Consider the following 26,334-nt stretch of genomic DNA (forward strand, 5'->3'; position numbering starts at 1 on the left):
TTTTTTGTGGTTATGTATTTAGTTTTTAATAAATCGCTTGCTGACGACTCGATTCCCATCCGAAAGCTGCACCAGATACAGGCCCGGAGCCCAGTGCGTTACCTCCACATCGGTCTGATAAAGATTTCCCTCAACGGTTATGCTTTGTGTAGAAAGCAGCTTTCCGTCACTGCTGTAAATTCGGGCTGTTGCCTGTTGAAGACCAACGGCCTGATAGGTAATGCGAATGCGTTCCTGAGCGGGATTAGGTTGTAACGTAAAGAGGAACTGCGTTTGCTCAGCAAGGGCGGTAATGGTTACGGTAGTGGGTTCGGAGATGGCCGTACATCCTGCAGCATTTGTGGTTTGCACGGTGTACGACCCGGACTGCCCCACCAGATAATTCTGATTAGTGGCTCCCGCAATCAAGGTTCCGTTGCGGTACCATTGATAACCCGTTGCCTGAGAGGAAGTAAGTTTGAGTTCTTCCCGGGCAATAGTTGGGACGGAAACGGCCTGTACCTGAACGCTGGTCGGCGAAGACGTAGTTTCACAACCCGAAGCTTCGGATACGCGAACGGTGTAGTTACCGGCCTGTGTGACCGTAACCGTAGCTCCGGTAGCTCCCGAAATAGGCTGATTCTCGCGGTACCACTGGTAGACGAAACCCGTACCCGTGTTGGCTTGTAAGGTCAATGAACTGTTCTGACAAAGAATGGCATTCGCTCCGGCTGTAATTCGGGCGGGTGAAGTCACGGCACCCGAAGTAATGGGAACGGCCAGACGACTACTCGTACATCCGTTCGCCCGTACTTTCAACTCATACAGGTAGTAGTAATAGGTGTTGGCAGCCGAACCGGCCGTATTTCCGGTAATTGAAAAGACGTTAGGCAGGGAGAAGGGATAAGGTTTTGTACTGCTGCTCAGGTTCCGGTAAATTGTAGCCCCATTCGCATACGAAATCTGGATCTGGTAATTACCCGCTTCGGGCAGAGTCAGGTTCAAGGGGTAGACCGCTCCGGTATCGTTGGGATCGTCAGTACTGGCTCCGGCGGCGGCGGGGTTTCTAGTAGCGGTAACGTCCAGGGTTACGCTGGAGACATTCCTTCCGGCTGCATTCACGGCCGTAAACGTAATTTTCCCGGAGTTGCCAATGTACAGCCGGGCACTTTCCAGTACAACCGGAACCTCCGCCCGTACCGTCAGGGCGGGTGAAAACTGGTTATATCCACCTCCCGCAAAAACCGATTTAGTCGCGGGTCCTACCGTGCTGCTGAATTCGTTCAGGCTTACGTACACGGTTCCGGACGCAGGTTTCTGTTCCAGTGAAGTAGCATTTCCAATAGCAATCAGATTACCACCGCTGGGAGCATCATACCAGAAGGCCGTACCCGTGGCCGTATTCCGAAGCGTCACTTTCCCATCGGTACCGCAGGTTTGAGCCGTCGCTTGTGGAGCAATGACGGCAGCGGTCGTACGGATTTGGGTAAGGGCATTGTTCGTACTCAGCTGATCCCCTTCCAATTCCGTACGTACCGTAATCGTATAGCTTTTATTGGCTGTAGCCGTGAAATCGCTGGTAAGCCAGACATTTTTCTGCTGAAAAGCATTGAGGCTCACCTGTCCCCGCAACGTAGCAACGACCGTAGTGCCATCACTGATCTGTGCCGTAACGGGTACGTTCACTTGAGCTTCGGTACCAAAGTTCTGCACCGCGACCTGAAGAGCGATACCGCCATTTGGACAAAAGTTATTTTCGGGGGAAAGCAATGCCGTTACGCCCGCGTCCCGGGCGGGTTTTACTACTTTGAGCTGGTATTCCTGCGTTTGCCCAGCCGTGTAGTTACCGCAGGCCGTAGGGGCGGTGGTGCCTTCCCGGCTAATGATGCGTAGTGGAATAAGTTGTCCTACACGAACCGTAGACGGAATGATGAGGGAACCGTTGAACACGCCTCCACTCGTCAGGGTACCGGACGTCGCCAGTGTTTCATTGCTATCGTCAAAATCGCCGTCGAGGTTCCAGTCTGCAAACATCCGAACCGTTTTCTGCGTGTTCTGGCCATTGCAGTTGGCTACTGAAATTTCATACGAAAGAGTTTGTCCCACTGAAATTTCAGCGACCTGATCCGTATATACCTGATTACTACCGCAGCCATCGGGCAGGGTACGGCTGAAGTTTCCGAAAACGACCTTACTGATTTTACTAACGTTGGTAGTAGTTGCCAGAGCAGAACAATAGGCGGTACCACCCACGCCACTCATCAGGAGGCTATAGGCCTGAGTACCGCCCTGCAAATTGTTCTTATGCGTGACTGTTACGGTATAGGTCCGACCAGGAATGGGATTGGCGATGTAGATTTTCTCCACATTATCCAGAATGTTGTCGCCCGTAGTAGCCGCCTGCGTAGGGTTATTGGGATCGAGTATATAGGGCTGGTAAGTCGTCGTACCATCGGAAATCCGAATATCTAAATCATTGACCAGCCGGGGTGTACGGCTATTTAAAGCCGATGGACCGATGGCGACTGGCGTAGCTTCGGGGTCAATCCAGGTAATGGTAACGGTTAGTGGACCACGACCCGAGGCGATTACCTGCTGCGTATACGTTTGGCCGGAAGTGAGCTGACGTTCCGTCACCGAATGGCTTTTATCCGTGTTTAACAGCACCGTAGCGGCCTTTTCTGCATTGAGTAATCCCCAACCGAAACTATAATCCGGACCAGGATTTCCGGCGTCTTCAGCCGTATGAATAACCAGCCCTTTTAGCGTCGAGGAACGCATAAACTGGTTATCATTCAGTTGCCCGTATAATTCCTGTAATAAAAACAAACTACCCGATACGTTGGGCGAAGCCATCGACGTACCGGATAAGGTTGTATACGCATCCGTTGCCGTGGAAGTAGACGAGAGCAGACCCACGCCATCGCCCATAATATCGGGTTTGATACGGCCATCATCGGTAGGACCGGAGCTACTAAACGAAGCCTGTTGAATATCAGAAGCCTGATTGATTCCATTGGGAAGGCCACCTACGGCTCCGACGGTGAGAATATTCTTAGCCGTACTATAGGTCGGGATATTATCAAAAGCTCCATTGCTTTTACGGACTTTCGTACTGGTGGTCGAACCCGAACCCAGGTTATACGAAGCTCCATCGGCGGGTTTGTTCGTGCCTGCGGCATCCCTTGAATTTCCGGCTGAAAAACAGATCAGGTAATTCGGCGTGTTAACGGCCAGCCTGTCGAGCGATTGAGCTTTCGAATCGTAGTAACCGAACTTATAATCTTCCGTTTCGCTGACGGCATCGCTGCCGTACCAACGCCAGGTCGTACCATCTTCATCCAGATCCCAGCCGGCCAGTTGTCCGTAGGAGTGGTTGGAGATAAGTAGACCCGAGGCGGCCCCCGTAATTTCTGAAAGATCATTGGTAAAGTCCCAGGCTCGTAGCGAAGCCCCCGTCGCCATTCCCTTCGCCGCCGGATTCACACCCGTGGCGATCATCGTACCCGATACGTGAGTAGCGTGAGCATTGGCCGTCGTTGCGTTATCTACCTGGGTTACTCTCCCGGTCAGTTCTACGTGATCCAGACGCACGGCACCACCATCCCAGATACCCAGACGTCCACTCATCCGACTACTACCCCCGGTCAGGTTGAGGCCCAGACTTCCGCCCGTTTGCAGGGTATTGGTACGCGTAGTGGCGGCGGCTACCACGTTTGAAAAGGTACTGAGGTAGATGGGTTCTCCCAGAGCATCCAGTCCCTGCAATTTCACGCGGCGACCGTTGGCGTACATCTTTTCAATGAACCAGCCTCGTTTCTGAGCTAAGCTTAAGGCTCTGGTGTACGACTGTTGTTCCGCATCCGCTACCTGACGAGCGGATTTTTCGAGTTGTTTGGTGGTAGTATTCGTATATAAAGAAATCGGTTTCTGAGCCCATACCCAGGGTAAGGCAAAGAAGCTTAAGCCAAGTAATACAAGTTTTTTCATGTCCGGGCAGGAAGCGGTTCTATTAGGAATACGCCGTTCAATCAGCGGGCGTTGCGTAAGGTGATGAGTAAGCGAATGTGGATAAGACTCGTGGGTGGAAAAAGGTAAAGTGGGGTAAAGGGTTATCGTTTAGAGGTGGTTTATTTGTGGCAACTTGAACAAATTAAGTTTGGTCCGGCAAGCATGGTTGGCTAGTAGCCTCTTTCCATTCCACAGCGTTTTACTCTTTTGGAACTTTGTTATTCACTTAGACGGAGTTTGGATACTTCTTACTGTCTGTTCGGTAGCCCCTGAGCCTTCCAGGCTGGACCTCTCCGTAACTGTCTAGCTTAGCTCAGGGCCAACGCATTGTTTCCCCCATAGGATGGCCCCCATGGAATGGGCAAGACAGGTTACTCCGTTGCTCAGGGGCAGGAGAGGTTTTCATCTTCTGACAATAGTTATTGGTTGATGATTTTCAGTTGTTTAACTATAGTCGAACACCTTGATGGACGACATAAACCCGATCCCCGTTCTATCGCGAAAAGCCGCCTACTTCCTCGGCAATGCGGTGGCCTAGAGCAAGAGGAAGTCAGGGGCGTTCGCGATAGAACTAAAAAACCAGCCGTCTCCGCGGCACGAAAAACAGTCTATTAAAATCGGACTTCTTATTCTATAAATTAAACCATCATAAAAAACACATCCAATAAAAGACATAAAAAAAGCCTTCGACCTACATCGAAGGCTTTTTAGCATATAAAAATACCTTATTGATTATTACGGAAACGCATCTCGTTTTCTTCGGCAATTTCGCTGGCTAACCGAGCTTTTTCCCGCTTGTTATTGACCCGAGCCGAAACGAAAATACTGATTTCGTAGAGCAGGAGCAGCGGAGCCGTTACCAGCAACTGGCTAAAGATATCCGGCGAAGGCGTAATGATTGCCGCAATAATCAGAATCACGATGAACGCGTGCTTCCGGTATTCCCGCATGAATTTGGGCGTCATTACGCCTACTTGCGAGAGTACGAAGATGATCATGGGTAACTGGAACGTGAGTCCGCAGGCCAGTACCATCATCACCAGCAAACTTACGTACGAGGAAATATCCACTTGGTTTTCAATGGATTCATCGATTTTAAAGTCAGCCAGGAAGTTGATCGCCAGCGGACTTACCACGTAATAGCCGAAAAGTACACCGCAGAAAAACAGGAAGGTTACCCAGAATACCGCTCCACGGGAGGCACTGACTTCGACGTCGCGTAAGCCGGGCCTGATGAATCGCCAGAGTTCCCAAAAAGCGTACGGAAAAGCCAGCGATAGACCAATGAAAAAGGAATACGTAATGGCCATCATAAACTGACCTGTCATCTCCCGGTTAATCAGGATGAAGTCAATTTTTTTAACGCACAAATCGGGAGCACTTACCACTTCGGCGAATTCACAAAGTTTACGGTAAGTCCAGAAATCGGGGCGACTGGGAGCTAGAATAACGCCATTCCACAGTTCGGTTTTAAAAACGAAAGCTAAAACGGTAAAAATGATAATTGCTGCGAGTGCCCGGATGATGTGCCAGCGAAGTTCCTCCAAATGTTCAATGAAGGTCATTTCGCCGCCGCCTTCTTCCTCTTGTTCGTCCCAGTGTTGATCCAGAGGCATTGTATCTCAGTTAGTAGGTGTAATGATCAAATGTAAACAGGTTCGTATGTTACGCAAAACGAACCACCTCTATAAACGTAAAGATCGTTTGAAGCAGTTTGTTTGAAGAAACTTCAAAGCCTTCTCAACTGTTTCAAACGATCTTCACACGTAAGCTTATTTTAACGGTATAGCGGGAAGTTTTCCGTCCAAGCGTTTACCTTTTTCTTCACTTCAGCCAGGTAGCTGTCGTTATCGTTGTGGGTGAGTACGTCGTCGATCCACTCCACAATTTGCAGCATATCATTTTCTTTCAATCCACGCGTCGTCATAGCCGCCGTACCTACCCGCATACCGGAAGTTACGAAGGGTGACTTGTCGTCGAAGGGTACCATGTTTTTGTTAACCGTAATGTCAGCTTTAATCAGCGTATTTTCGGCCAGTTTACCCGTCCAGCCTTTCGGACGCAGGTCAATCAGCATGAGGTGATTGTCTGTACCGCCGGAGCTGATCTGGTATCCTTTATCGATGAAAGCCTGAGCCATCACCTGAGCGTTTTTCTTTACTTGGAGAGCGTATTCGCCGAATTCTTCCGTCAAAGCTTCACCAAAGGCTACGGCTTTTGCTGCGATTACGTGTTCCAGCGGACCACCCTGCGTACCGGGGAATACGGCTGAATCCAGCAGACTCGTCATCGTACGGAGTTCACCTTTGGGCGACTTAATACCGAAGGGATTTTCGAAGTCTTTTCCAACCAGAATCAGACCACCGCGAGGACCACGCAGCGTTTTGTGCGTCGTCGTGGTTACAATGTGGCAATGTTCCATTGGATTGTTCAGCAAGCCTTTGGCAATCAGGGCTGAAGGGTGCGAAATATCAGCCAGCAATAAAGCACCAATCTGATCGGCAATGGCCCGCAGACGAACGTAATCCCAATCACGTGAGTACGCCGAAGCTCCGCAAATCAACAGACGGGGACGTTCCCGCAATGCAATTTCTTCTACTTTATCCCAGTCAATCAAACCCGTCTCCTGTTCTACACCGTAGAAGAAGGGCTGGAAATATTTTCCGGAAAAGTTGACCGGCGAACCGTGCGAAAGGTGACCACCGTGGGCTAGGCTAAAGCCTAAAATTTTATCACCGGGATTCAGGAACGAAAGGAAAACGGCAGCGTTCGCCTGTGCTCCGGAGTGCGGTTGTACGTTCGCCCAGCTAGCTCCGAACAATTCTTTCGCCCGATCAATAGCGAGTTGTTCAACCTGATCAACGACTTCGCATCCGCCGTAGTAACGTTTACCAGGCAAACCTTCAGCGTATTTATTCGTCAGAACACTTCCCTGAGCTTCCATCACCTGCTTAGAGGTAAAGTTTTCGGAAGCAATCAGTTCGATGCCGTATTCCTGGCGATGAGCTTCTTTCTCAATGAGATCGAAAAGTTGGGTGTCGCGTTCAATGCGGGAAGCGGTGACCGTTGACATGGGCAAAAAAGCTGGTTGTAAAAAGATGAGTCGATTAGCTAAAAAATTAGCTGAAAGTCAGCTAATTGTCCTTCCCAAGGACCAAGAAGGATAGCGAAACACAAAGGTACACCGGAAAGCTAAGCTTGCCAAATACGCGTGGGTTTCTTGCGGCTGGCTCAGTGTTTTTATAAACACGTTCTGCAATTTCCCGCTTATCGGCTACTTTTGGGAGTTTTCTGTCGGAATAGTCAGCCCTATAGCGTTCGAACCTTCAACAACGCCTGACTATTGTTTACTGAACATTGAAAAAAGCCATGTCTAAAGAAATTAAGGTTGGATTGATGACCCTCGTCTCGGGCGTCATTTTATATTTCGGATTTAACTTTCTAAAGGGTTCCGATTTGTTTTCTTCTTCCCGCGATTTTTACGCTCTCTATGATAGTGTAGACGGTCTGACGGCCTCTAATCAGGTGATGCTGAATGGGGTAGCCGTAGGGCGAGTAAAGGAAACCCGCATTCTTACCGATCGCAATAATAAGATTCTGGTGGTACTGACCCTGGATCAGGAAATTCCGCTGACGAACAATACCGTAGCCGCGTTGGGGGATAATGGATTGATCGGTGGAAAAGTCATTCAGCTCCAAATCGGCAAGGGTACGGCGATTGTGCCCGGCGATACCCTGAAGTCATCCAAACAGGCAGGTCTGACGGCGGCTTTACAGGATAAAGCCTTGCCCATCATGACGGATGCGGATTCGCTGATTCGTAACCTGAACGTAGTCGTTTCCCGCTTTAAACAAACGGGCGATGTACTGAATCAACTGCTTTCCAATGTGGATCAGACGGGTTTAGCATTACGGGCGACACTCAACGAGAACCGGAAAAATCTTTCTTCCATTACCGGAAATTTGAATCGCCTTTCGGCTCAGCTGGTTGAAACGGAGAAAAGTATTCAGCCCATTATGGCTAAAGCCAATACGTTTGCCGATTCACTCAATGCGTTACGCTTGGGTCAGACGGTAGCCAAGGCCAACCAGACCGTAGCCGAATTGCAGGCCATGTTACAGAGTTTGCAAAATGGTCAGGGTACGGCAGGAAAACTGTTGAAAGACGATCAGTTGTATACCAACATGAACCAGTCTATCAAAGATCTGGATAAACTGCTGGTAGACTTACGCCAACAACCCAAACGGTACGTACACTTCTCGGTATTTGGAGGGGGTAAAAAGAAGAATAAAGCCGCAGGTGATACGCTGGGCAATGGAGAGAAGTAAGCAGAGCAATAGGGCTTATCCCTTTCATCCGTATTAAAAAAGGCGGCAAGAATCTATTCTTGCCGCCTTTTTTATGAGTTAACCTAAGGATGATCGACTACTGGAAATCGCTACTGATTCAAAAACTCCACCATCTTCGCAACCGCCCGGGTCCGGTGATTGATGGCATTTTTCTCGGCAACACTCATTTGGGCGAAACTGCGATCGTAGCCTTCGGGTACGAAAATAGGATCGTAGCCAAATCCCTGTTCCCCCTGCGGAGCTTCCAGAATGGTTCCTTCCACAATTCCTTCAAACTGATAGATTTCTTCCTGAATGATGAGTGTAATCACCGTACGGAAACGAGCCGAGCGATCAGTAATGCCCTGTAGTTGGGTCAACACTTTCTGCATATTGGCTTGGGCATCCCGCGAACCGGAGTAAAAAGCCGAGTCAACGCCGGGTTCGCCTTGAAGGGCTGTGATCTCCAGTCCGGTATCATCGCCGAAGCAATCGACCTGGTAATAATCGGCCAGATACTTGGTTTTTTGCAGCGAATTAGCCTCCAGCGTACGACCGGTTTCGGGTAATTCCTCGGTACAGCCAATGTCAGCCAGGGTTAAGAGCTGAATGGAGGGAGAGAGAAAAGCCTGTATTTCTTCGAGCTTATGACGGTTGTTGGTAGCAACTACTAATTTCATTTCAGTCATTCGGGTAAAGCGTATAAACGTTTTAAGCGGTCGTAATCCGGCTCCGGCATCTGAATCAATAACGGTTTTTTTACCGGGTCAAGCCAGCGTAAAAGGGATAGCATATCCGTCTCGGTCATGGCTGTACAGCCCGCCGTACCGTGCGTAGGGTTTTCCCAAAGGTGCATAAAAATACAGGAACCTGCACCCACTTGCGGTGAATCGGTATTATAAGCAAGTACCAGGCCGTACTTGTAATCAGGGATAAACATGCGTTCCGCCGATGTCCAGTCTTTACGTACGGAATCGGTATGGACAAGTTGATTGTAATGCCGGGAACGGGCATCGTCCACGCAGAAACAGGAACGATTGGTTTGCACATACGGCCAGTGGAGAGAAGCGGGTTTGGGTTCTGTACCAAAAGCTGTACCCAGTCGGAAGACACCGGCGGGGGCTTTTCCATCGCCTTCCTGTTTATACGGGGGCGAAGCCAGCGGGTGTTTACGATCCCAGGCTAGTCCATTTTTTCCTACGACGACAGTCTGAGGTGGTCGTGCTTGCTTCCATTGCTGCTGAATCTGATTCCATTCGTAAGTACGCAATGTTCCGGTTACGCTGGTCAACGTAGGCGTCGTCACAACGAGCAATTGCTGCGTATCTAGCGTTTGGGCCTGTCCGGTGATGCTCCAGATCAGTAGGAGAAAGACGAGTCTTTGCATGCAATACACAAGAAAAAGGCCATTCGCTAGTGACGAATGGCCCGTATATTATTTCTGAAATTTCGCTTTCCCTTCATCCAGGTACTTCACAAACGTTTCCACATTGGGTTCGTAAGCGACGGCTTTTACCAGGGGCTTTGCATCATTGTTTGGATCAATGAGTACGTAGAGGGGCTGAGCGTTGAAATTGTACTTGGCAATCTCAAAGTCCAGGTTCTGATCGCCGATGGTCGTTTTCTGCTTGCCATCTACTTTCGACGTGTAATGCTCGCTTTCGGGCAGTTCCGTTTTGTCATCCACGTACAGCGAAACAATGATGTAATCTTCCCGAAGTCGTTTCAGTACTTCCGGCTGACTCCAGACGGTTTCCTCCATCTTCCGGCAGTTCACGCAACCGTGACCCGTAAAGTCAATAAAGATGGGTTTGCCCACCTGCTTGGCGTAGGCGAGGCCTTCCTGGTAATCGAAAAAGCCTTCCAGGCCGTGGGGCAATTTAAAGAAGCTCACGTATTTCCGATCAGCCGGAAGTATACCCGACGAAGCTGGTGTACTGCTGGTCGGCGTATTATGGTGGAGGTTAAACTCCTGAGAAGTTTCGGGAGGCAACAGGCCCGAAAGTGGTTTGAGCGGAGCCCCAAACAGGCCGGGGACCAGATAAACCGCAAACGAGAAAATAACAATCGCAAACAACACCCGGGGAATCGACACCCGATCCACTGGACTATCGTGCGACATCAATACTTTGCCAATCAGGTTCAATCCCATCAACGTGAAAATGACAATCCAGAGCGAAAGGTATACTTCCCGGTTCAACAGGCCCCAGTGGTAGGTCTGATCGGGTACGCTCAGGAATTTCAGGGCAATGGCTAATTCCAGAAAACCTAACTGCACTTTCAGCGTGTTCAGCCAGCCGCCGGATTTAGGCATGGTTTTCAGGAAGCTGGGAATAAACGCAGCCACCACGAAAGGTAAAGCGAAGGCCGTGCCGAAGCTGATGTTCAGTAAGGCCGAATCCCAGATACTACCGCTGGCCGCCAGAATGGCCGCCGTACCTACGATCGGAGCGGTACAGGAGAACGAAACCAGAGCCTGAGCAAAGGCCATAAAGAAAATACCACCCCAGCCACCTTTGTCGGCCTGAGCGTCTACTTTATTCACAAAAGCACTCGGTAAGGTCAGTTCAAACGCTCCCAAGAACGAAAGTGAGAACAGAACGAAAATCGTAAAAATGAATACGTTGGGTAACCAGTGCGTACTGATGAAGTTGGTAAAACCACTTCCAAACAAAGCGGAAATCAGCGTACCAAAGAAGGCAAAAATGAGAATGATCGATAAGCCGTAGAAAAGGGCTTTCGTAATTCCTTCCGCCCGCGAATCCACGCGTTTGGTAAACATGGCTACCGTCATCGGGATCATGGGGTATACGCAGGGCATGGCTACTGCCGCTAGTCCGGCTAGAAAGGCCAGTACTAAATCGCCAAACGAAACGCCTTTGGCAGGTTTGTCAGGGGCGGGTTCGCTAGTAGGAGCAACCGCAGGAGCGGCACTTTCAACCGTAGTGGTATTCGTATCCGTTGCTACAGCCGTGGTAGCGGGGACCGCCGTCGTCGTATCCTGAGCCGAAGCAGTCGTTGGGGGTGTCGTTGCTGGAGTAGCAGTGACCGTCTCGGTCGGTACGGCTGTGTTAGCGGCGGCAATTACCTTGAGTTTGCTCAAATTAAAGTCACCATCATTGATGGGGATACACAAACCATCGTCCTGGCAAACCTGTCCACCAATGTTCCCTTCGAGTTTGGCTCCTTCCTTTAAAATTTTGACACTCTGGCGAAAGGTGGCCTTCCCTTCAAAAAAACGGACTTTTCCATCGAAAATCTCGTCCATTTTTTCCTTGGGCTTGCTCGTCGTCCGAAGTTTACCCACGGCTTCGTAGGCGTCATTTTTCTTGAGCTTGAGTATCGTGGGTAAAGGGCCTACGTCCGGATCCTGATCGGGCGAGAAGATATGCCAGCCCTCATTCACGTCGGCTTCGACGAGAATATCGACGGTTTCACCCACTTTTACTTCATTTTTCGACAGGGAAAATTTCAGGCTATAGGGTTTGACAACCTGAGCCTGAGCGGCCACGGCCGTCCATATCCAAAGACTGAGAACTACTAATTTTTTCATGAAGAAGCTTAAAAGCGTATAATGGTACGAATACGAAGGAATAGAGTGGGGGCTCTTCAGTATTCGTATCGGGTCTGATGGTACCTGAATGATTCGGCAACGCAAAATAAGTCAGTATAGTTTAGTTTTAGGTATGCTCTAATCAGGCATATGACGCAATTGGTAGCAAATAATTGCCGGTGGATCGCTTAAGAAAGAAGCTTTTCGGGCTCGATGCCGTAAATTTGCCTTGCGTAAGGGGCAACTCTCGCAATTTTCTCTTACAAAAACCATAATGGATTTTCTACACCAGTTATTCGGCAATGATCTGGAAGCGGCCGGGTTTGTAATTTTAAATTTGATCCTGATTGAAAGTTTACTTTCCGTAGACAACGCTGCTGTACTCGCCACGATGGTCATGGATCTTTCGCCGGACCAGCGGAAGAAAGCCCTCAAGTACGGAATCATTGGTGCCTATATCTTCCGGGGAATTTGTTTAGTTGCCGCTACCTGGCTGGTGAAAGTATGGTGGCTAAAACCCATTGGCGGGCTCTATTTGCTGTATCTGTGCTTCAATTATTTCCTGAGTCGTGACAAGCCCCACGAAGAAGAACACATCGAGAAGAAGGATTCCTGGTTGTATCGCAATACCATTGGCTTACTGGGTAAATTCTGGGCAACAGTAGCGTTGGTAGAAGTGATGGACCTGGCTTTTTCAATCGACAACGTCTTCGCGGCGGTAGCCTTTACCGACAACATCTACCTGATTTGTACGGGCGTTTTCATCGGCATTCTGGCCATGCGGTTTGTGGCTCAGTCTTTCGTGCGACTCATGGAGCGTTTTCCGTTTCTGGAAGGCATTGCCTTTCTGGTCATCGGTTTACTGGGTATGAAACTGATGTCTTCGGCGGCCTGTCACTTTTTCAAGGAAACAGCCATTTGTCACTTTATGGAAAGCGAAGAAGCGGATTTGTACGTATCCATTGCTACGGTCGTTTTATTTTTGGTACCCATTCTGACCTCCTGGTTATTCAATTTTCCCAAACGACATACGGTAGCAGATGAGTAATGTTCTGCAACCTATTTTCGTGACTTCAACCCAGATTATACGCAAAAAAGCATCCTTTAAAAATTGAGCGATCGTTTGCGGCCAAGCTCTGTTTTTTTGCATATTTGACAAATAATATTTGCCGCTTCATTCACAAACCAAACATCATTCTAAAATTTACTCCTAACGGAACATTTGTATGGCTAATATTTGGGTAAAAAAACCCCTGAAACAACTGTTGAACGAGGCCGAAGCCTCAGGCGAAGGCTCGCTCAAGCGGACCCTCTCGGCTGGAAACCTCGTGGCTTTAGGGATTGGTGCAATTATTGGAGCTGGACTCTTCGTACGTACGGCAGCAGCGGCGGCCGAAAGTGCAGGTCCATCGGTTACGATTTCATTTATTTTAGCCGCCGTGGGCTGTGCTCTGGCCGGTTTATGTTACGCTGAATTTGCTTCCATGATCCCCATTGCGGGATCTGCCTATACGTATTCGTACGCAACCATGGGTGAATTTGTGGCCTGGACGATTGGCTGGGATTTAGTACTTGAGTATGCGTTGGGAGCCGCCACGGTTTCCATTGCCTGGTCGGAATACCTGAATAAGCTCTTAGCGACTTTATTTGGCACCGAAATACCCTATCAGTGGTGCCATTCTCCCTTTCAGGTATCGGAACTGGGTACGCAGGGAATCATGAATATTCCTGCCGTATTCATCCTGTTCTGTTTAACCTTGCTGCTCATTCGCGGCGTACAGGAATCGGCTACGGTTAATGCCGTTATTGTCGTATTGAAAGTGGCAATTGTGATCCTGTTTATCGCTTTAGGCTGGCAGTACATCAATCCGGCCAACCACATGCCTTACATTCCTGAAGAAACCAAGGTAGTGGACGGAGCCGGTGTGTCCCATGACTTTGGTGGTTTCTGGGGGATTGTCGGAGGGGCCGGTACCGTATTCTTCGCTTTCATTGGTTTTGATGCCGTGTCAACGGCCGCTCAGGAAGCAAAAAATCCGAGTCGGGATATGCCCATCGGTATTCTGGTTTCCCTGGTGGTTTGTACGATTCTGTATATTCTGTTTGGTCACGTACTGACCGGTGTTGCTCATTACAGCGAATTCCGGACGGCTGGTAAAGAAGCCTCGGTTGTATACGCCATCCAGAAATACATGCACGATTATCAGTGGTTGGGTACGATGATTACGGTAGCCATTCTGGCCGGTTTCTCTTCCGTAATTCTGGTGATGTTGCTGGGTCAGTCACGGGTATTTTACTCAATGGCTAATGACGGTCTGGTGCCGAAAGTATTTAGCCAACTGCACCCGAAATTCCGCACGCCGTACCGCTCAAACCTCCTTTTCTTCGTATTCGTAGGCATCTTCGCGGCTTTCGTACCGGGTGATGTCGTAGGCGATATGACCAGTATCGGTACGTTGTTTGCCTTCGTTCTGGTATCGATTGGGGTGGTTATCATGCGTAAAACGGATCCGAATATCGAACGTCCTTTCAAAACACCTTTCTCACCCGTAGTTCCCATTTTGGGTGCTCTGACCTGTCTGCTGATGATCTACGGTTTAGGTCACGAAAACTGGATGCGTCTGATTGTTTGGATGGGTATCGGTTTGGTCATCTACTTCGGGTACAGTGTTCGTCGCAGTAAACTGCAACGCAAATAAACAGGACTGAAACCGGAAAGCGAACCGTTTCATCCGAACAAAAAATAAATTTGGGCGACGCAGATCATTCTGCGTCGCTCTTTTGTTATACGACTGAAAATCAATTGTTCAGGCCCGTTACACAAATAAATTTTGCTGACCATTCGTTATTCATCCGTACAAACACAATCTTGTACAGCAAAACATCCGCCACTGTATGCTTCGGCATTCTATTTTATGTATCTGACCACTATGAATACTATGTTACGTATGCAATCAATTTGGCTGCTTTGGGCCCTGGTTTGGGCCTGGAGCCCTGCCGGAGCAGCCGATAAACCTCTGGAGCAACGAGGGTATAATATTGGCGAGGCGGTGGGAGATTTTCAGCTACGAAATGTAGATGGAAACACGATACGCCTTTCAGATTTGAAAGGAAATAAAGGCGTAATTGTAGTTTTTACAACGAACCATTGTCCGTTTGCCAAAGCGTACGAAGAACGTATCATTGCCCTGGATATGAAATACCGCTCGCAGGGGTTTCCGGTAGTGGCCATCAATCCCAACGATCCGGCGGCGTACGAAGAAGATTCCTTTGATAATATGAAAGCCCGTGCTTCAACGAAAGGATATACCTTTCCGTACCTGCTCGACGATACGCAGAAAACGGCTAAAGCCTTCGGAGCCACCCGTACGCCACAGGTGTTTGTACTCCAGCGGCAGGGAGACAAATTTACGGTTCAATACATTGGTACCATTGATGATAGTTCTCAGGATCCCGGTAGTGTAACCAGACGTTACGTCGAAGATGCCGTTAATAACCTGCTACAGGGAAAGCCTGTTATGCTGAACGTGACCAAACCCGTGGGTTGTGCCATTCAGTGGAAAGAGGCATAAGATAGGTTCAGGGTCCAAAAAAAGGCTCGCGACAATCATCGCGAGCCTTTTTTGATGGAAAAACGTAAAAGCTTTACAGGCGAATACCAAAATTTACGGCACTTACCTGAGGCCCTTTGCCCGCTTCAAATACCTTATTCAAATCATATTCGGCGAATACCGTACCTACGCAACGGAAGCCTACACTCATGCCTACGCCGTAACGGAAGTTATTCACATAGTAGCGACCATGATCGCGGTCTTTGCTACCCGACTGCGTTTTGGTTTTCGTATAGCTATCGAGTCGCATACCTGCGTAGCCGCCTAAACTGATGTGGCTCACGGCTCCTTTGCGGAAAACGACTGTAGGCATAACGGGAATATTCAGATACGCGACGGTAAGTTTACTTTTAGCCAGGGGTACGTCAGAGTCCGTGAAAGCCACTTGTCCACCCGTAGTGCTAATGACCCGGTTTCCTTCGAGCATAAAGTTATTCCAGCTTACTTCCAGACCCGTTTTCAAGGCAAAGGCAGACTTTTGTCCACTTACAATCCGGAAACGGTGCATGGCACCCAGCGAAACAAAGCGGCTACCTAAGGGACGAAGTTCGTAACCATTGGTCATTTGAGCATTTTTTCCGGCAAAGGTGTTGAGGCCCAGTGAAATTTCTAAGTCGCTCTTGTGGGCAGGCATCCAGGGTTTGGTCGTTGTCGAGACGGGTAAGGTATCCGTACTGATTTGAGCAAAGGCGGATAAAGCAGCAGTGGATAAAACGACAGTAGCGAAGGCAATCAATGAACGTTTCATGGCTATACGAGAATTAAGAGGTTCGTCAGTTGTTGGAATGGAATCCGTATTTTCGAATTCAAAAAACAGATGAACGCCGCAAGGAGAAGGTGACGAAAACCCGTATGAAAGGTATTTTTCCAGAAGAAGGGTAGAAGGAGCGGATGAATTTTGAAAATATACGTATGACCAAAGCAGAGATACGACGGGAATTCCGGCAACGTCGGCGAAACCTGGACGATACAGATGTACTTATCCACACCCAAGCATTGTCCAATCAATTAATTGAAGCTGATTTACTGAAAGATAGTAAGACCGTACATGCCTTTTTACCCATTCGACGACAAAAGGAAGTGGACAACTATATAGTTATCCACAATTTGCGTCAAAGTTATCCACATGTCCACATCGCTATTTCCCGGTCGGATGCTCAGGCTCGCGAGATGGTACACTATCGGTACACGGATCAGACCGAAATCCTTGAAAATGAGTGGGGTATTCCGGAGCCCGTACCACAATTAGGGTTACAGATAGCTCCTGAAGAACTGGATGCAGTATTAGTACCGCTCCTGGCTTTTGATCGTCGGGGGTATCGGGTAGGGTATGGGATGGGTTTTTACGACCGTTTTCTGGCCCAGTGCCGACCGGATGTACTGAAAATTGGCCTTTCTTTCTTTGAACCGGTGGAAAGCATTAGCGATGTGGATAACTTTGATATTCCCCTCACGGCTTGCGTTACGCCAAAGAGTATTTGGAGGTTTGAAGAAAGTAGACCACATTTATAAGTTGGGATTTACTAAAAGAAAAATAAAAAAATAAGGCTTCTATTTTTCCAGTCCGTAAGAAACCCCTTACTTTGCGGCCAATTCGACAATTCGTCACAGTGAACACTAAGAAAATTAAATAGAACATTCGGAGTGAGCGGGGCCTCGACCCTCGTTTGCCAGAATTGTTTTGTCGGTTTTCTCTCCTTCACGGTGACGAATTTTTTTATGCCCCTACCTCAACGCTGGCACGAAAATGGTTGTTGAGGATGAGCGTATTACAGAAATAGAATTCATTTTTCACCCTAATTTCTTTTTTACAAAACAATGAAAGTCGCTGTTGTTGGAGCCACCGGTCTTGTAGGTGGTGAGATGCTGAAAGTACTGGAAGAACGTAACTTCCCCATCACCGAACTCATTCCGGTCGCTTCCGAGCGGTCTGTTGGTAAAAAGGTGACCTTCAAGGGACAGGAATATACCGTAGTAAGTTTCGAGGACGCCATCGCTGCCAAACCTGCGATTGCTATTTTCTCGGCGGGTGGTAGTACGTCACTGGAACTGGCTCCCAAGTTTGCTGAAGCCGGTATTTTCGTCATTGACAACTCTTCAGCCTGGCGGATGGACCCTACCAAGAAACTGGTAGTACCGGAAATCAACGCTCACACGCTGACGAAAGAAGATAAAATCATTGCCAACCCCAACTGCTCAACGATTCAGATGGTGGTGGTATTGAACCCCCTGCACCAGCAGTACAAAATCAAACGGGTAGTCGTTTCGACGTACCAGTCTGTTACGGGTACGGGTAAAGCTGCGGTAGATCAGTTGTTTGCCGAGCGTAAAGGCGATGACAGCGTGAAAAAAGTATATCCGCACCCCATCGACCTGAACGTACTGCCGCACATCGACGTATTCCTGGATAACGGCTATACGAAAGAGGAGATGAAGATGGTAAATGAAACCAAGAAAATCATGGGAGATGATGCCATCGCAGTAACGGCTACGACGGTACGTATTCCCACGATTGGTGGTCACTCGGAAGCCGTAAACATCGAGTTCGAAAACGATTTCGATCTGGAAGAAGTACGGGCTATCCTGGAAAAAGCTCCGGGTGTAGTCGTGCAGGACGATCCGAAAAACCAGGTGTACCCCATGCCGCTCACCGCTCACGGAAAAGACGATACCTTCGTGGGTCGTATCCGTCGGGACGAGTCACAAGCCAATACGCTCAACCTGTGGATTGTTGCTGACAACCTGCGGAAAGGTGCGGCAACGAACGCCGTTCAGATCGCTGAGTACCTGAATACGAATGAATTAGTATAATCAGATTTCAAACGTTAAAAGCGTTTAATAGCAATAGCCCAGGGTAAAACCCTGGGCAATCCTACCAAAGAAGGCGAGCCGATTAGTACCGGTTCGCTTTCTTTTTTTGCTTGTAGTCTAAACGGTAATGATAGGAAAGATGGGTAGCAGGTTTACGCAATTCATTGCCGAAAGTTAGCGAAGCGATGTGTTGTCGATACTGATAGGCAGCCACAAAACTCCGGATCGTGAACCACTGGGAGTTGTCATAAGGGTGTGAAGAGGTTCCGATACTATATTTCAAACTAAAAGAGCGGTCTCTCGCTGGATCAGAGCTGAATACCATTTCAGTAGTGGCCGCAATGGTAAACAGACTGGGTTGTCGGGCAATGTACCAGTTATCCTTACCATTAGAATAACTACCTAATCCATTAGGAACACTTTGCTGCGGAATGATTTGACGTAGTCGGGATAACTCACCGTATTCCCGGCTATATACCATGTCTACTCCAATAAACCGCCAATTTGTATTTTTTCCTAAGATGGCGTTTAACTGGGCACTGCCGCGGAAACCAAATCCGTAAAAGTTGTAGGTACCTGCATAGGCACTGGGTAATCGGTTGACTTGGCGAATCCCTCCAACCGTACTCGTGTCGTATTTGCTAAATGAATTAGGACTAATGGTATACTGCCCCAGATAGCCAAAGGTTCCATAGGACAATGTAGCTGCATTCCAGCTATGAGCCCTATTGAATTGTAAAAGTCCAAGTCGGTGCTGATCTTCTGTTTGACCGCCTTTTAATCCTTCCTTGTAGCCGTTCCCCCAAAGTACTACGCCGCCTACATAGGTTGCCGTATTGAGGCCACTATCCCGTGAAGCCATCGGTTTAGGCTGATAGATTAAATCATGGGCGTGAAGTCCTGCTCCCAGACGGTAATTGTACACGGTTGCACAACTGGCTAAGCCAGCAATGATGCCACAGAATAGAGTAATTCGGCAGAAATAAGTCATGATAGATGCAGGATAGGATTAGAGGACAAAACTACACGAAAGACCCTGAAAATTTCAAAATCGTTGGAATGGAAAGCATTTTTTAGACGTTACTGTCTGGATGGCCCCAACCTTCGGTTTCTGGTCATTTTTTAGTAGTTTCACTGATTCGAAACGGACCCGCGTCCCTTCGGTTCATTCGCTTAACAAAGCCGCTCCGAACGCCATGAATTTTGAATTAACCTCTGAATACCAGCCCACGGGCGACCAACCCAAAGCCATTCAGCAACTCCTTGAAGGCATCTATCGGGATGAACCGGCTCAGGTACTCCTCGGGGTTACGGGATCGGGAAAGACCTTCACGGTAGCCAATGTGATCAAGGAGATTAATCGTCCTACCTTAATTCTCAGTCACAATAAAACGCTGGCGGCTCAGCTGTACGGGGAGTTCAAGCAATTCTTCCCAAATAACTCCGTCGAGTACTTCATTAGTTATTACGACTACTACCAGCCCGAAGCCTACATCGCTACGACCAATACGTACATCGAGAAAGATCTGGCAATCAACCAGGAAATTGATAAGCTACGACTTTCGGCAACCTCGGCCCTGATGTCCGGACGACGGGATGTAATTGTAGTGGCTTCCGTTTCCTGTATTTATGGGATGGGAAACCCCGAAGAGTTTCGTAGAAGCATTATGCGGGTGGGCGTCGGTGAAATCTATTCCCGGAATCAGTTTCTGTACCGACTGGTAGAAATTCTGTACTCACGAACGGAGGCCGAATTTACCCGAGGAACCTTCCGCGTAAAAGGAGATACGGTAGATGTACACCTGCCGTACGCAGAATTTGGGTATCGCTTTGTGTTCTTCGGGGATGAAATTGAAGCCATTCACCGGATTAATCCGCAAACCGGAAAAAAAATCGGGGAAGAAAACCGGGTTTCTATTTTCCCTGCTAACCTGTTACGTAACCGGAAAAGACACGCTGGCCCGGGCCATGCACGAAATCCAGGACGATATGGTCGAGCAAATCAAATTCTTCGAGAAAGAATTTCGCCTGCAGGAAGCCGACCGAATCAAGCAACGTACGGAGTTTGATATGGAAATGATGCGGGAATTGGGGTACTGTTCGGGAATTGAGAACTACTCGCGGTATTTCGACCGCCGCCTGCCCGGCCAGCGACCCTTCTGTTTGCTGGACTTCTTCCCGGAAGATTATTTGATGGTAATTGATGAAAGTCACGTAACCGTACCGCAGATTCGGGCGATGTGGGGCGGTGACCGCTCCCGAAAAGAAGCCCTGGTGGATTACGGCTTCCGTTTGCCCAGTGCCCTGGATAACCGACCGCTGACTTTTCAGGAGTTTGAAGGCATGGCTCCTCAAACGATTTACGTATCCGCAACGCCGGCTGATTATGAGTTGCGGCGAAGTGAAGGGGTCGTCGTCGAGCAGATCATTCGTCCGACGGGATTATTGGATCCTGAAATTGAAGTACGGCCCAGTATTAATCAGATTGATGATTTGCTGGACGAGATTCACGACCGTATTCGCCGGGAAGAACGCGTACTGGTTACGACGCTTACGAAGCGGATGGCCGAAGAACTTTCCAAGTATCTGGATCGGGTTGGCGTAAGATGCCGGTATATTCACTCGGAAGTTAAAACCCTCGAGCGGGTAGAAATTCTTCGCGAACTACGGCTGGGAATCTTCGACGTACTGGTCGGCGTAAACTTACTTCGCGAAGGTCTGGATTTACCGGAAGTATCCCTAGTAGCCATTATGGATGCGGATAAGGAAGGATTCTTACGGGACATTCGTTCGCTGATCCAGACCATTGGCCGGGCCGCCCGGAATGACCGCGGTAAGGTGCTCATGTACGCCGATCGTATTACGGGCTCCATGGAAAAAGCCATCAATGAAACCTCGCGACGCCGGGCCCTGCAAATGGAGTACAATGCCGACCACGGGATTACGCCGCGTACGGTTCGTAAGTCGAAAGAGTCAATTATGGAGCAAACCAGCGTAGCGGACGTGATGGGTAAACCAACGAAGAAATACTACGTGGAACCCCAGGAACTTTCGCTGGCCGCTGACCCGGTCATGGCGTACATGGATAAAGATGCCATCAACGAACGTATCAAGCAGGTACAGAAAGAAATGGAGCAGGCCGCCAAGGAGCTGGACTTCCTCAACGCTGCCAAACTTCGGGATGAAATGATGAGTTTGAAGAAGATGTTATAAATCCCAATAATCGGTTAGTTTTGAATCCGCTGGCGACGATCTCACCAGCGGATTTTTTATAACCTACATCTTATGTCACAAACGGGTTTTCTTCCCTGGGTAGGGGAAAAGTATAAGGAAAGTACACCACGTATTCTAATCTTAGGTGAATCGCATTATGGGAAGCCAGAGGAGTACTCGGAAGATTTTACGCAATGGGTAGTTAAAGAATACGCTATTGATCCTGAAAAGAGATTACGATTTTTTACGACCATTGCTAATACCATTACTGGTCACTCAGGCTGGATGGACGATGAAAAGCGTCAGGAGTTCTGGCACAGTGTAGTTTTTTACAATTATGTCCAGGAATTAGTTGGAGCAGGTTCAAGAATCCGGCCGAGTGAAACAATGTGGCATCAGGCCAAAGAATCCTTCTTTTCTACATTAGATCAGTTAGCTCCTCAAATCGTCATTGTATTAGGCAAAGAACTTAGTTGGTACGTACAGGATGCATTAAAAGAAAGATCTTTTCCAGACATTCATTTCTGCTACTGGGCTCATCCAGCAGCTCCTAAATATTTCAAAAGAGAAGAGTACTTCAAGGAAATCCAGGAAGTTAAAAGTCGGTTTCAGTAAACCTGAACAAGATCCCGGGAATTTGAGATTTCCGGGATCTTGTTTTAAATAAGCCCCTAATTCGTTGAGTACCGACTGCGGGCCTTCACAATTTCTGCCTTATACATATTAGCCCATTCGGCCAGATCAATCATGCGTTGGAGTAAGCTTTCGCCCAAAGCCGTAAGCTGATATTCCACCCGGGGCGGAACTTCGGCGTAGATGTGCCGCTGAACCAGTCCATCTTCCTCCAGACTTCGTAGCGTAACCGTTAACATTCGCTGCGAAATATCACCAATCTGAGCTTTCAATTCATTAAAACGAAGCTTACCCGAATTGCCTAAGTGTAGGATGGTTAGGTAAGACCACTTGTCCCCAATGCGATCCAGAATACCGCGAACGGGGCATACTCCTAAATCGTCGGTCTTGCTGAAAATTTTTTCTATCTTTTCCTGAACAGGAGTTGCCTGACTATCAATAATAGTTACTGTCATGTGCCTTGGTTATCTGAAAATACCTTCTTGTCGGAATTAAAACCTTGATTTACTTTTGAGTTATTAAAAGTAACTAAGGAAACAAAAATAACTAATTGCTATGAAAATTGCACTGATTGGAGCAAGCGGTTTTGTAGGAACAGCCGTATTGTCGGAAGCTTTGAACCGGGGACACCAGGTAACGGCGATTGCTCGTAACCTGGAAAAAATTACGAATACTTCGGAGGCTCTCATCCTCAAGACGGGGGATGTAATGGATTCAGCAGAAGTACAGCAACTCGTGGCCGGAACCGACGCCGTAGTAAGTGCCTTTAACGCGGGCTGGACAAACCCTAATCTATACGATGACTTTCTAAAAGGATCACAGGCCATTCTCGACGGTACAAAAGCTGCCGGCGTACCCCGTTTACTCGTAGTTGGTGGAGCCGGAAGTTTATACGCCGCTCCGGGCCTTCAACTGGTAGATACGCCTCAGTTTCCAGCTGACTGGAAAGCCGGAGCAACAGCTGCCCGCGATTTTCTGAATGTCATTAAAAAAGAGGAAGCCTTGGACTGGACTTTCCTGAGTCCGGCGATTCAGCTGGTTCCCGGCGAACGGACGGGTCAGTACCGCACGGAACTGGATACACCCGTTGCGGATGAAAAAGGGGAGAGCCGCATTACGGTGGCTGATTTAGCCGTAGCGATTGTAGATGAACTTGAAAACCAACAGTTTTCCCAAAAACGCTTTACCGTAGGCTATTAGTAGTTAATACCAGTAAAGGCTTAATTCTATCCAAAAAAACTGTAAATGTTACTATCCATCGAAGTTCTAAAAATTAGTCGTGGTTAACGTTCAACTTTGTATCAACAATAAGGCGGAGGTGGCGACCTGAAGCTTTATTGTTGATACAAATTCAGTAACGTGACACCAAGGCGGTGGAGTCACATTGACTATACAGACCCCTCGATCCTGCTGGGAACGAGGGGCTTTTCTTTGTATAAGCTATTGATTTTTAGAATACTAGAGAGGCAATAAAAATGCTCATACTGATAACTAGAGCTTCAAGTATCCATTCTGCCAGCGAATGCTGACGTTGAGGAGTATCTAATTCGATCAAAGATTTATGTTTAGACTTAGATGCGTCAGGTGAGAACATTTCCATACTGGTGTACGTTTGGTTGAAAATTAGAAGGTACTGATGACTACTCAAAAGCCAGCGTTTTACTAATCAGTTCTGTACCGTAAGTTTTAGGGTGTGCATGGTTCCAGTATCTACTTAATACGCCGAAGCCCTATGCTGCGTTGCAGTCAGGAAAAAGGATTACATTATTTTAAGGATACATTAAGAACAACTTATTGAAAATCAGTAAAATTTGTAGCGTAGAAAGAGGCCGGGTTATTTTTTAGCAGAATTTTATCGGTTGGTTGCAACGGCCAGACAATCCTTCGCGTACAGATCCATTGAAGAACCTTAACTATTAACTGATTTTGTTTTCCGGAAAAAATCATCCTTCACTGATGATGACCTCGAAGGGGTTATTCAGGCCTGTTTGTTAGAAGACAAGCGGGCCCAGCGGGTGCTTTTCCAACAGTATTTCAGTTATGCCAAGAGCATTTGTTTACGGTACTCATCAAGCGTAGAAGAAGCAGAGGAAATTTTAAACGAAGGGTTTTCAAGGTTTTAAAAACCTGCATCATTACGATTTGCAATTGCCTTTTAAAGCCTGGTTACGGACCATCATGGTCAATTCGGCCATTAGCTATTTCCGAAAACATCAGAAATTCCACAGCGAAATTGGCTTTGAATCTTTTCCGGAACCGGCTCTGGACGATGATGTGGTTGAACAGATCGCGGCGGAGGAAATTTTAGAACTGGTTCAACAGCTCCGACCCATTTATCGCTCTATTTTTCTCATGCACGTGGTGGATGGGTACCAGCTTCGTGAAATCGCGGATCAACTGAATTTAAAGGAAGGAACCGTACGCTCGCATTTTGCCCGGGCTCGCGTGATTCTTCAGCAACTGGTTATTGAATCGTATCCCCACGTCGCTCAGCGAAACTGGGGAAATACATCTTTACAATGAAAACGGATCGTTTCAATGAAGCCATCCGACGAAAGTTGGAGGGAATCGAACCGCCATTCCAGGAACAGGAATGGGCGAAGTTTCAAACGTTTACGAAACAACAGATGCCTGCCTCCTGGTGGGTCCGGAGCGGAGCTAAGTGGATTGGCTACGGAGCTTCTGGTTTAGTAGCTACGCTGCTCGTTGTGACCAATCTCATTCAGTATCAGGAAAACCAAAAGCTTACCCAGACGGTAGCCGAATTAAGAAAAGAAGTTCAGCAAACGAAAGAAATACAGCGGTCAGAATCGGCGGCTGTTCAGACCCCAGCCTATGACTCACCTGTACCTTCTGTCAAGACACCCGCTAATCCAGCTCTTTCTGATTACTCTGAAAAAGAGGTAGAACCCAACAGTAGGAAGAAAGCAAATGAGGCTACGATAACTCATTCCCAAGTCCGACCGGCTTCTGGATCGCAGGAGAAGGAAACGACCAGTTTAGATCCTACTCCGTTTGAAGAAAATCGGCAGCAGCGTGAAGCGGTTGCCACTGACGTTCGTACTACGGAGTCGATGCGTACCGCTTCCGGTAAAATCATCCGTTCTAATCAACCTCTGCGTAACCAGACAGAAGGTGCTCGGGCGGATGTTACGTCCTCGGGTATCGAGTATCCGTCCTTTGTTCGTACACCAAACTCGTCCGGAAAAGCGAAACGAAGCTCGATTCGGGAAACATTTCCAGGTGATTACGAAAATGAATTAACGGGTACTGAGAAAAAAGGATTAAAACAACCCGTTGAAAGCATACCTGAAAATCGTCAAAATTTGGTGGAAGCTGCCCGACTGCGGCCCCGGTTAACCTTTGACGTTACCTTACCTCCGCTGCATTCACCTGTTGCAACGAGGAAAAATTACAAATGGACGAATTACGTACCGATTACGGAGAAAACCGAAAAGGTAGCGAAAGCACCCAAACTACGACTTCCCCGGGAAAATACGGTAGCTCTGCGAGCCGGAGCGGGCGTGGACCTGGAAAAGAACTTTCTTGGGAAATCACTGGCCGCGGGCGTAATCGTTGGCAAACACTGGGGCCTTTCACTAGGCTTAAGCTGGGGAACGGTAGAAGGACCGCGATACCGGGATGAAGTCGAATGGGATCATAAGAAAAATCAGCCTCCCCGGAATTTCAGAAAAGAGCATAAGATTATCCTGCCGCCGCAGCTATTTAAAATCAAAAATATTCAAACGCAGGCTTCGGTCGTACGCATGCCCATTGAACTGAATTACCGGGTTCCGCTGAAACAGGACTGGACTTTATTGGCAATGGCTGGCAGTACGCTGGATCTGAACGTGACGCAACAACTGCAATTCGATGTAGTCAAGAACGAATTTCCTTTTGCGAAAAGTCAGATCGATTTCAAGCCCAAGGAACCCGTGCTAAACAATGTTAATGTGGGCGTAGGCATTGAAAAACGCTGGAATCATCTGGTCGTACAAACTGAAGCGTATCTGGCTCCATCCCTGGAAAATTGTTCGTATCGAAAGGAACAGACCCCCGCAGGCTTACGAATTCGAGCCCTGTACCAGTTCGGAAAATAAAGAAAAGGCCTGCCGTACTCACGGCAGGCCTTTTTGCTGCTTACAGTAATCCATCATTGCGAGTAAGGGGAGGATTCACGACCTTTCGACTATA

19 protein-coding genes and 2 pseudogenes are annotated in these 26,334 nt (G+C 48.1%); 11 read left to right on the forward strand and 10 right to left on the reverse strand.

The genetic code is table 11. The features are described from left to right. Positions 1-18 precede the first annotated feature (18 nt). The 3 genes from BWI97_RS18190 to glyA form a co-directional block, all read right to left on the reverse strand. Positions 19-3,969: a S8 family serine peptidase gene (locus BWI97_RS18190; RefSeq protein ID WP_102202247.1), complete on the reverse strand. Its 3,951-nt coding sequence runs from the start codon at positions 3,967-3,969 to the stop codon at positions 19-21. Between the two features lie 746 nt (positions 3,970-4,715). Continuing rightward, positions 4,716-5,606 (reverse strand): twin-arginine translocase subunit TatC, encoded by an 891-nt coding sequence (tatC, locus tag BWI97_RS18195; protein WP_094808130.1) that lies wholly within the window; start codon positions 5,604-5,606, stop codon positions 4,716-4,718. 161 nt (positions 5,607-5,767) lie between these two features. Further along, positions 5,768-7,063 (reverse strand): serine hydroxymethyltransferase, encoded by a 1,296-nt coding sequence (gene glyA, locus BWI97_RS18200; RefSeq protein ID WP_102202248.1) that lies wholly within the window; start codon positions 7,061-7,063, stop codon positions 5,768-5,770. 323 nt (positions 7,064-7,386) lie between these two features. Here glyA and BWI97_RS29250 point away from each other — a divergent pair. Then, positions 7,387-7,677, forward strand: a pseudogene (locus tag BWI97_RS29250) (MlaD family protein); the annotation flags it as partial. A 380-nt stretch (positions 7,678-8,057) separates the two neighbouring features. Here BWI97_RS29250 and BWI97_RS29255 read toward each other — a convergent pair. The 4 genes from BWI97_RS29255 to BWI97_RS18220 form a co-directional block, all read right to left on the reverse strand. Then, positions 8,058-8,105 (reverse strand): hypothetical protein, encoded by a 48-nt coding sequence (locus BWI97_RS29255; RefSeq protein WP_369679064.1) that lies wholly within the window; start codon positions 8,103-8,105, stop codon positions 8,058-8,060. Between the two features lie 324 nt (positions 8,106-8,429). Then, positions 8,430-8,999 carry an RdgB/HAM1 family non-canonical purine NTP pyrophosphatase gene (gene rdgB, locus BWI97_RS18210; protein ID WP_102202285.1) on the reverse strand — a complete coding sequence of 190 codons (570 nt, stop codon included), beginning with the start codon at positions 8,997-8,999 and terminating at the stop codon, positions 8,430-8,432. A gap of 5 nt (positions 9,000-9,004) precedes the next feature. Beyond that, positions 9,005-9,706, reverse strand: coding sequence for a L,D-transpeptidase (locus tag BWI97_RS18215; protein WP_102202249.1), 702 nt, complete (start codon positions 9,704-9,706; stop codon positions 9,005-9,007). Between the two features lie 48 nt (positions 9,707-9,754). Continuing rightward, positions 9,755-11,872 carry a thioredoxin family protein gene (locus BWI97_RS18220; protein WP_102202250.1) on the reverse strand — a complete coding sequence of 706 codons (2,118 nt, stop codon included), beginning with the start codon at positions 11,870-11,872 and terminating at the stop codon, positions 9,755-9,757. A gap of 274 nt (positions 11,873-12,146) precedes the next feature. Here BWI97_RS18220 and BWI97_RS18225 point away from each other — a divergent pair, with 274 nt between their 5' ends. The 3 genes from BWI97_RS18225 (at position 12,147) to BWI97_RS18235 (ending at position 15,444) form a co-directional block, all read left to right on the forward strand. Continuing rightward, complete coding sequence (locus tag BWI97_RS18225) at positions 12,147-12,920, forward strand: TerC family protein (protein ID WP_094808134.1); 774 nt, start codon at positions 12,147-12,149, stop codon at positions 12,918-12,920. A gap of 178 nt (positions 12,921-13,098) precedes the next feature. After that, entirely contained in the window at positions 13,099-14,571 is a 1,473-nt protein-coding gene (locus tag BWI97_RS18230; protein WP_094808135.1) for an amino acid permease, read from the forward strand. Between the two features lie 249 nt (positions 14,572-14,820). Further along, on the forward strand, positions 14,821-15,444 hold the full coding sequence (locus BWI97_RS18235; protein ID WP_094808151.1) for a thioredoxin family protein: 624 nt from the start codon (positions 14,821-14,823) through the stop codon (positions 15,442-15,444). A gap of 73 nt (positions 15,445-15,517) precedes the next feature. Here BWI97_RS18235 and BWI97_RS18240 read toward each other — a convergent pair whose 3' ends face one another. Next, positions 15,518-16,231, reverse strand: a complete 714-nt coding sequence (locus BWI97_RS18240) for an outer membrane beta-barrel protein (protein ID WP_102202251.1) — start codon at positions 16,229-16,231, stop codon at positions 15,518-15,520. Positions 16,232-16,395: 164 nt separating this feature from the next. On the opposite strand from BWI97_RS18240, the gene BWI97_RS18245 reads away from it, so the two are divergent. Together BWI97_RS18245 and BWI97_RS18250 are read left to right on the forward strand one after the other, a co-directional pair. Beyond that, complete coding sequence (locus tag BWI97_RS18245) at positions 16,396-16,995, forward strand: 5-formyltetrahydrofolate cyclo-ligase (RefSeq protein ID WP_158242786.1); 600 nt, start codon at positions 16,396-16,398, stop codon at positions 16,993-16,995. Between the two features lie 306 nt (positions 16,996-17,301). Beyond that, positions 17,302-18,294, forward strand: coding sequence for an aspartate-semialdehyde dehydrogenase (locus tag BWI97_RS18250; RefSeq protein WP_102202253.1), 993 nt, complete (start codon positions 17,302-17,304; stop codon positions 18,292-18,294). 82 nt (positions 18,295-18,376) lie between these two features. Here BWI97_RS18250 and BWI97_RS18255 read toward each other — a convergent pair whose 3' ends face one another. After that, positions 18,377-19,285 carry a hypothetical protein gene (locus BWI97_RS18255; RefSeq protein ID WP_141217297.1) on the reverse strand — a complete coding sequence of 303 codons (909 nt, stop codon included), beginning with the start codon at positions 19,283-19,285 and terminating at the stop codon, positions 18,377-18,379. Positions 19,286-19,490: 205 nt separating this feature from the next. Between BWI97_RS18255 and uvrB the strand changes: the two are divergent. Then, positions 19,491-21,507, forward strand: a pseudogene (gene uvrB / locus BWI97_RS18260) (excinuclease ABC subunit UvrB). A 72-nt stretch (positions 21,508-21,579) separates the two neighbouring features. Beyond that, the gene (locus BWI97_RS18265) at positions 21,580-22,122 is read left to right on the forward strand and encodes a hypothetical protein (RefSeq protein ID WP_094808140.1); all 543 of its coding nucleotides are present in this window, start codon (positions 21,580-21,582) and stop codon (positions 22,120-22,122) included. Positions 22,123-22,178: 56 nt separating this feature from the next. On the opposite strand, the gene BWI97_RS18270 is transcribed toward BWI97_RS18265, so the two are convergent. Further along, positions 22,179-22,595: a helix-turn-helix domain-containing protein gene (locus BWI97_RS18270; protein ID WP_102202254.1), complete on the reverse strand. Its 417-nt coding sequence runs from the start codon at positions 22,593-22,595 to the stop codon at positions 22,179-22,181. Positions 22,596-22,695: 100 nt separating this feature from the next. On the opposite strand from BWI97_RS18270, the gene BWI97_RS18275 reads away from it, so the two are divergent. From BWI97_RS18275 to BWI97_RS18285, 3 genes are all read left to right on the forward strand, one after another. Continuing rightward, complete coding sequence (locus tag BWI97_RS18275; RefSeq protein WP_102202255.1) at positions 22,696-23,340, forward strand: NAD(P)-dependent oxidoreductase; 645 nt, start codon at positions 22,696-22,698, stop codon at positions 23,338-23,340. 942 nt (positions 23,341-24,282) lie between these two features. Continuing rightward, entirely contained in the window at positions 24,283-24,663 is a 381-nt protein-coding gene (locus BWI97_RS18280; RefSeq protein WP_369826605.1) for an RNA polymerase sigma factor, read from the forward strand. Next, positions 24,660-26,240 carry a hypothetical protein gene (locus BWI97_RS18285; RefSeq protein ID WP_102202256.1) on the forward strand — a complete coding sequence of 527 codons (1,581 nt, stop codon included), beginning with the start codon at positions 24,660-24,662 and terminating at the stop codon, positions 26,238-26,240. Before BWI97_RS18280 ends, BWI97_RS18285 begins: the two co-directional genes overlap by 4 nt. Positions 26,241-26,334: the final 94 nt, after the last annotated feature.

Source organism: Siphonobacter sp. BAB-5405, assembly GCF_002872335.1.
Lineage (GTDB): Bacteria > Bacteroidota > Bacteroidia > Cytophagales > Spirosomataceae > Siphonobacter.

What these genes read in the sequence shown, in the direction of transcription:
- BWI97_RS18190 (WP_102202247.1), bottom strand. Translation starts at nt 3,969, where the DNA reads ATGAAAAAACTTGTATTACTTGGCTTAAGCTTCTTTGCCTTACCCTGG.
- tatC (WP_094808130.1), bottom strand. Translation starts at nt 5,606, where the DNA reads ATGCCTCTGGATCAACACTGGGACGAACAAGAGGAAGAAGGCGGCGGC.
- glyA (WP_102202248.1), bottom strand. Translation starts at nt 7,063, where the DNA reads ATGTCAACGGTCACCGCTTCCCGCATTGAACGCGACACCCAACTTTTC.
- rdgB (WP_102202285.1), bottom strand. Translation starts at nt 8,999, where the DNA reads ATGAAATTAGTAGTTGCTACCAACAACCGTCATAAGCTCGAAGAAATA.
- BWI97_RS18215 (WP_102202249.1), bottom strand. Translation starts at nt 9,706, where the DNA reads ATGCAAAGACTCGTCTTTCTCCTACTGATCTGGAGCATCACCGGACAG.
- BWI97_RS18220 (WP_102202250.1), bottom strand. Translation starts at nt 11,872, where the DNA reads ATGAAAAAATTAGTAGTTCTCAGTCTTTGGATATGGACGGCCGTGGCC.
- BWI97_RS18225 (WP_094808134.1), top strand. Translation starts at nt 12,147, where the DNA reads ATGGATTTTCTACACCAGTTATTCGGCAATGATCTGGAAGCGGCCGGG.
- BWI97_RS18230 (WP_094808135.1), top strand. Translation starts at nt 13,099, where the DNA reads ATGGCTAATATTTGGGTAAAAAAACCCCTGAAACAACTGTTGAACGAG.
- BWI97_RS18235 (WP_094808151.1), top strand. Translation starts at nt 14,821, where the DNA reads ATGCAATCAATTTGGCTGCTTTGGGCCCTGGTTTGGGCCTGGAGCCCT.
- BWI97_RS18240 (WP_102202251.1), bottom strand. Translation starts at nt 16,231, where the DNA reads ATGAAACGTTCATTGATTGCCTTCGCTACTGTCGTTTTATCCACTGCT.
- BWI97_RS18245 (WP_158242786.1), top strand. Translation starts at nt 16,396, where the DNA reads ATGACCAAAGCAGAGATACGACGGGAATTCCGGCAACGTCGGCGAAAC.
- BWI97_RS18250 (WP_102202253.1), top strand. Translation starts at nt 17,302, where the DNA reads ATGAAAGTCGCTGTTGTTGGAGCCACCGGTCTTGTAGGTGGTGAGATG.
- BWI97_RS18255 (WP_141217297.1), bottom strand. Translation starts at nt 19,285, where the DNA reads ATGACTTATTTCTGCCGAATTACTCTATTCTGTGGCATCATTGCTGGC.
- BWI97_RS18265 (WP_094808140.1), top strand. Translation starts at nt 21,580, where the DNA reads ATGTCACAAACGGGTTTTCTTCCCTGGGTAGGGGAAAAGTATAAGGAA.
- BWI97_RS18270 (WP_102202254.1), bottom strand. Translation starts at nt 22,595, where the DNA reads ATGACAGTAACTATTATTGATAGTCAGGCAACTCCTGTTCAGGAAAAG.
- BWI97_RS18275 (WP_102202255.1), top strand. Translation starts at nt 22,696, where the DNA reads ATGAAAATTGCACTGATTGGAGCAAGCGGTTTTGTAGGAACAGCCGTA.
- BWI97_RS18285 (WP_102202256.1), top strand. Translation starts at nt 24,660, where the DNA reads ATGAAAACGGATCGTTTCAATGAAGCCATCCGACGAAAGTTGGAGGGA.